Source organism: Frankia sp. CcWB2, assembly GCF_977927585.1.
Window position 1 is genome coordinate 1 of sequence record NZ_CDWRCM010000273.1, and the last position, 4,416, is coordinate 4,416.

The window sequence follows — 4,416 nt, forward strand, 5'->3', positions numbered from 1 at the left end:
CTTCGAAGACCCGGCATGGTGCGTGGTCGCACGGCATCCTGGGTGGCGACCGGCTCCGTGCGCAAAGGGGGGAACCCGCTGGTCCGCAGCGTGGCTCGGACCGCCTTCTACTGGCTGCTGTTGACGACGTGCGCGACATGGATCGGCATCGCTCTCGACGTCTGGCGGTTCGGCTGGGAAAACTTTTGGCTCATGATTCTGTTCCAGCTCGGCCACAGCTATCTGAGCATCCCGCTCCTGTTCGAGCTTAGCCGCCTGCTCGTGGGGCGCGGCGACCGGCCGGCACGCAGCAGGCACCGCGCCAGGCAGTCTCAGCCCGACTCCGTGGTCCGGGCATGGACCGGCGGTCCGCAGGCCTACAGCGCGCCGGCCCACAACGCGCCGGCCAACAGCGCACCGGTCTCGCCCTCGCACGGCGCTCCACCCGCCAGCGCGGCCCTGCGCCAGGGGTGAAGCGACGTGGAACGTCACGACGACGACCTGGACTTCCCGGCCTCCGAGCACCTGCGCTGGCCCGACGGGCTGGCGATCACCGTCGGCCTGGCGGTCATCGCGTTGCTGGCCACCGGCTGGGTCGACCCGACCGTGCTATGGCACTGATCAGGCCAGGCGGGCCATGAGAGCGGTCGGCATGAGGACCATGAGGACGACGGACGGCGCGGTCACGGACGGCACGGTCACCGTGCCGCTGCGGCGACCCCACCCGGGTCTGGTGCGGATCGAGGAACGGCTCGGCTTCCGCCCCGACATCGAAGGGCTACGCGCCCTGGCTGTGCTGCCCGTGCTGTGTTACCACGGTCAGGTCCCCCACGCCGCTGGCGGCTTCATCGGGGTCGACGTGTTCTTCGTTGTCTCGGGGTTCCTCATCACCAGCCTGCTCGTGCGGGAGGCCGAGGTCACCGGTCGGATAAGCCTGGCGGGGTTCTACGCGCGCCGGGCCAGGCGCATCCTGCCGGCGGCCTGCGTCGTCCTGGTGTTCGTCACCGTGGCGAGCTGGCTGACGATGCCGCCGCTGCGCCAGGCGGAGACGGTGCACGACGTCGCGGCGGCCTCGGTCTACCTGGTCAACTGGCGGTTCATCTCGAACCAGACCGACTACCTCGCCAGCGGTCGGGACCCCAGTCCGGTGCTGCACTTCTGGTCGCTCAGCGTGGAGGAGCAGTTCTACCTCGTCTGGCCGCTGCTCCTGCTGCTCGTCGTGCTGTTCGCCCGGCGCGCCACGATGTCGCTGGCCGCCGTCGCGGTCCCGGTCACGCTCGGGCTCGTCGCCCTGTCGTTGGCGCTGTCGCTGCACTGGACCCTGGTGGAGACGCCGGTCGCCTACCTGGGCTCGCCGGCCCGGGCGTGGCAGTTCGGCGTCGGTGCGCTGCTCGCCTTCGCCGCGCCGGCGCTCGCCAGACTCGACCGCGGCCGCACCGTCATCGGGGTGAGGATCGTGCTCGGCTGGGCGGGGTGCGTGGCGGTGGTGGCCGCCGTCGTCAGTTACGACAGCGTGACGGTCTACCCGGGCACGGCGGCCTTGTTGCCCACCTTCGGCGCGGCAGCGGTCATCGCGGCGGGTACCGGCGTCCACCCGGGACACCGCAGCCTCCGGGCGGGTGCGGGCCGGTTGTTGGGGACCAGGGTGCTGACCGTCATCGGAAGCCGGTCGTACAGCCTGTACCTGTGGCACTGGGCCGTGCTCGTCCTGGTCGAGGCGCGGGTGGGAGACCTGAGCTGGCAGGCGCGCACGGCAGCGGTCGCGGCCTGCGCCGTGCCGGCCGAGCTGTCGGTGCGGCTGGTCGAGCGTCCGGTGCGGCTCTCGGCGGTCGCGGCGTCGGGCTGGCGTCGTGGCCTCGCCATCGCCGTCACCGCGACGTTGCTGCCGGCCGCCACCGGCATGCTGGTCGGCACCGATGCGCTGCAGCGGATGCGGGGCGGTGGCCGGGACACGGTGGCGGTGCTGCCGCACCTGCCCGCGGCCACGGTGGTGCGTGACCCGTTCGACCAACCCGGCGGCCTGTTGAGCGGCCCGGTGACGCCCGCGCCTTGGTCCGCGTACGACGACCTGCCGCGGCTTCCGGACGGCTGCATGGTAAGTCCCCGCCAGACCACGAGCCCGCCCTGCCAGCTGAACACCGACGGCGCCACCGGCCGGGTGGTCCTGTTGGGGGACTCGCACGCCGCCCAGTGGTTCGGGGCGGTCTACCACATGGCCCGCGGCAGCGACTGGTCGGTGGAGGTGCTGACCAAGGTCGGCTGCCCGTTACCCGCTATCTCGGTCCGCAGCGAGCAGCTCGGCCGGGAGTTCACCGAGTGCGACACCTGGCGAGAGAACACGTTTCGCCGGCTCGCCGCGGAACCAAAGCCGGACGTGATCTTCCTGAGTACGTACAACCGGTACACCGGCGACGAAGAAAAGGTTGTGGCGGGATGGCGGAACACGATCGCACGGCTCGCGTCCCTGGGTGCTCCGCTGGTCTACATCGTCGACACCCCGCATCCACCGGAAGACATTCCGGCGTGTATTTCCGGCGCAATCGACAACTGGCGGTCGTGCTCGTTCCCGCGGGATTCCGGACTGCCCCGCGACCCGCTGCTGCAGGCGGTCGTCGAGGGCCGCGAACCAGCGGTCAGCGCGGTCGACCTGAACGTCATCCTGTGCCCGGGGACCGGACCCTGCCCGGCCGTACGGGGCAGCGTGCTGCTGTACCGCGACGACTCCCACATCACGAACACGGCAGCGGTCATGCTCGGGCCGGCGCTCGAACACGCGCTGGTCACCAAGGTACAGCTACCGTCGCGGGGACCTCTGCTCCAGTCAAGCCAGACCGCGGGCACATCGCGTTCCTGACTTCGGTCCCGGTGGAATCCGGGCGTCGGGTAGCCTCGCCAACGAGGTGCGCCAAGGCCGTATTTCAGGACGCCTGTACACTTTTCAGTCATTGTTTGGATTTCGGTCATTGTTCGGCGGACGTACCAGCCAGACGGCCGAGGTACCTGGTGGGGAGGCGCTGATGCGACGGCGGTCTGCCGTCTGCCTGATGGTGGCGGCGAGCGTACTGGTTTTCGCCTGCAGCTCCCCCGGCGACGGCCCGTCTCGGGAACCTGTGTCCCCGAGCGGCGCCACCGGCGGCGCCGCTCGCGGCGCCGAGCCGTCGCGGGCGACCGTCGAAACCGTGTTCAGGACCCGTCCGCAGTTCGGCGTCACGGTGCCCGGCATCAGCCAGGCGTCGCTGGGCGAGGTTGCGCGCACGACGGGCTGCCTGCCGGCGATGGCCCAGTTCTTCGTCTCCGTGGCCCACGGCCTGGACCCAACGGTGCTCGGCGCGGTGCCGGTGACACCGATCGTGACGGTCGAGCCGTGGAACCCGGACAAGGGGGTCAACCAGAGCGACTTCACGCTCGACAAGACCATCGAGGGCCGGTGGGATGACCACTACCGGGCCATCGCGATGGTAGTGAAGAAGTACGGACGCCCCGTCCTGATCCGGTTCGCCCACGAGATGAACGGCTACTGGTACCCGTGGGCGTCGGTTGGCTCGAACACACCGGCGCTGTTCGTGGCGGCATGGCAGCACGTGGTCGGCCTCTTCCGAGACGCCGGCGTCACGAATGCGCTGTGGGTGTGGTCGCCGAACGTGCTCCGCGGGACGTCGGGAACGCCGCTGGCCGAGTACTACCCTGGCGACAAGTGGGTCGACCTGATGGGTCTGACAGGGTACGGCGTGCAGGAGAGCTCCGCCGCGCAGACGTACGACCCGTCCATGGCCCAACTGGCCGCGCTATCGGCCAAGCCGGTCCTGCTGACCGAGGTGGGCGCCCAGCGGGACCAGTACAAGACCAGCTGGATCGCCTCGTTCGGCAGCTGGCTGCAGAGCCACCCCCAGGTGCTGGGGTTCGTCTGGACGGCGATGAACATCAAGGACGGCGTGAAGGGTGACTGGCGGTACGACGACTCGGAGGCCGACCTCGCCGCCTTCCGGGCGAGCCTGCTCGCCGGAAGAGTCGTCTGCTGACCACCGCGAGGAGCGTTCCGGAGTCGGCTGGCCAGCCGGGTCCAGCGGTCCGTGAGGTGAGCCCCGTTTCCCGGACACCTGGTTGTGGAGGGCCGGCTCAAGGACGTGATCAATCGCGCTGGAGACAAGGTCTCCGCGGAGGAGGTCGAAGACCACCTGCGCGCCCACCCTGGTGTCGCGGGCGTCGCCATCGTGCCCGTCGCCGACGCCGCGCTGGGGGAACGCTCCTGCGCCTGCATCATCGCATCCGGTCAACCGCCGCGGCTGAGCGAGCTCACGGCCTTCCTGCGCGACCGGGAACTCGCCGCGTACACTTGTCTTCCGCACGTGCGTGCGATGAGCTAGCTGCTTGATCTCTTGTTCGGATCACGTCGGGGTGACCGCGATCGGTAGTGACGGGTCTGGGACTGTTCCTGGC

Annotated in this window: 4 protein-coding genes and 1 pseudogene; all 5 read left to right on the plus strand. The window is 70.0% G+C overall.

Annotated features, from left to right (window positions below; translation table 11 throughout):
• A pseudogene (locus tag ACY45C_RS20175) lies at positions 1-453 on the plus strand (glycosyltransferase family 2 protein); the annotation flags it as partial.
• A gap of 6 nt (positions 454-459) precedes the next feature.
• Positions 460-600 (plus strand): hypothetical protein, encoded by a 141-nt coding sequence (locus tag ACY45C_RS20180; protein WP_023842071.1) that lies wholly within the window; start codon positions 460-462, stop codon positions 598-600.
• 40 nt (positions 601-640) lie between these two features.
• Positions 641-2,833: an acyltransferase family protein gene (locus tag ACY45C_RS20185; RefSeq protein ID WP_462189129.1), complete on the plus strand. Its 2,193-nt coding sequence runs from the start codon at positions 641-643 to the stop codon at positions 2,831-2,833.
• A 163-nt stretch (positions 2,834-2,996) separates the two neighbouring features.
• A complete protein-coding gene (locus ACY45C_RS20190; RefSeq protein ID WP_462189130.1) occupies positions 2,997-3,998 on the plus strand; it encodes a glycoside hydrolase family 26 protein in 1,002 nt (333 codons plus the stop codon).
• A gap of 105 nt (positions 3,999-4,103) precedes the next feature.
• Positions 4,104-4,343: an AMP-binding enzyme gene (locus ACY45C_RS20195; protein ID WP_462189131.1), complete on the plus strand. Its 240-nt coding sequence runs from the start codon at positions 4,104-4,106 to the stop codon at positions 4,341-4,343.
• Positions 4,344-4,416 lie beyond the last annotated feature (73 nt).

Bases quoted from the DNA above. Each gene is read 5' to 3' on its own strand.
- ACY45C_RS20185 (WP_462189129.1), top strand. From the start codon at position 641: ATGAGGACGACGGACGGCGCGGTCACGGACGGCACGGTCACCGTGCCG.
- ACY45C_RS20190 (WP_462189130.1), top strand. From the start codon at position 2,997: ATGCGACGGCGGTCTGCCGTCTGCCTGATGGTGGCGGCGAGCGTACTG.